The organism is Microvirga sp. P4_G7 (assembly GCF_056401005.1).
The window spans coordinates 1-1,551 of sequence record NZ_JBFUKD010000785.1 but is presented as its reverse complement, the minus strand read 5'-3'; the positions used below and the strand labels follow the sequence as shown (position 1 = coordinate 1,551).

Sequence of the window (1,551 nt, the reverse complement as noted above, 5' to 3'; positions counted from 1 at the left end):
CGGCCGTACCACCCTTTCCGATACCCTTGAAGATGGTGTCGTCGAGCTGGATCCGATCGAGCCCAGCCTTGAAGTCGGTGACCGTGTCGACATTGGACTTCTTCTTGTCCAACTTGGTCGCGAACACGAACGTGTCCTTGCCGTCGTTGCCGGTCAGGATGTCCTTGCCGAGACCGCCGGCGATCCTGTCGTCTCCCTTGCCACCGGCGAGCTTGTCGGCTCCCTTGCCACCCTTGATCACATCGTTGCCGTCGGTACCCATGGTCACTTCGGTCGCGAGATCCGTGACGGCGAACGCCATGGTCTTGCTGACGGAAGCGCCGGCAGCATCGGTGGCCTTGACTGTGACGGAATGTGACGTCGCGTTCTCGAAGTCGAGGCCGACGCTGTTCTTCACGACGACCTTGTTGCCGACAATGGCGAAGCGGCCCATGGCGTCGTCAGTCAGCGAATACGTGATCACGTCTTCCGCGTTGGAATCCGTCGCCGCGAGCGTGCCGAGAACGGTGCCGTTGGCGGCGAGCTCCTGAACGGAGGATGCGCCCGTGAAGGCCAACGCCGTCGGAGCGCGGTTCTCGGCAGTCGCGTTGACCGTGACCGTCTTTTCCGTGGATGTGAGAGTGCCGTCACTGGCGGTGATCTTGAACGTCGTCGCATCGACCGCGCCGACCTTCGCATTCGCGCGGTCGGTCGGGTTGAACGTCAACGCCTGAACCGCCGCCTTCACCACCGCCGCCGTGCCGGTGACCGTGTAAGTCTTGGTCGCGGCGTCGAAGGTGCCGGTGCCGAGATTGGCCAACACGCCCTTTGCAAGATCGTCTTGGACGATCTTGACGGTCAGGTTCGTGCTGTCGACATCGGAGAATGTCACGTCGCCGAAGATCGCGGCCACCGCCGTATCGGCCAATGTGCGCGTGGCCGTCGGAACCGTGACGACGGGGGTGTCGTTCACATTCGCCACATTGATCGTCAGGTTCTGGAGCGCGCTGTCGGCGACACCGTCGTTGGCGCGGACGTGAACGACATGAGCGCCGATGTCGGCTTCAGTGAGTGTGACGTCGTCGCGAACGGCGAGCTGGGCGACGCCGCCGACCACGACGACCTGGAAGAGCGGATCACGTTCTCCGTTGGCGTAGTTCGTGCCGTCGGCTTTGACGAGACGGAACGTGAGAGTCCCTGTCGTATCCAGATCGGTCGCCGTCAAGTCGCCGATGATTTGGCCTGCCGGGTCATCTTGGGAGACGATGTCGCTCGTGCCACCGTCGATCTTTATACTCGTCGGTGCGGTGTCGTTGACATCGCCGATCGTGATCGTCACGTCCTTGAAGTCATGATCCGTACCGTCCGAAACCTTGATGCGCAGGTCGTAATGGTTCGCGGCCTCGCGATCGAGCGTCGCGTTGGCCTTGAGAGCGAGTTTTGCCACTCCGCCGACAACGATGATCTCGAACTTGGCGTGGTCGATCGCCGTGCCTGCAGCATCCACCAAGGTGAAGGTCAGAGCGTCCCCATCGATATCGGTGGCATCGAGATCGCCGACCACGACTGGAT

1 protein-coding gene is annotated in these 1,551 nt (G+C 62.0%); it reads right to left on the bottom strand.

Annotated features, from left to right (window positions below):
- Positions 1-1,551 (bottom strand): cadherin repeat domain-containing protein (locus AC1DT3_RS20650; protein WP_477467073.1); only part of this gene is annotated, 1,551 nt, incomplete at both ends.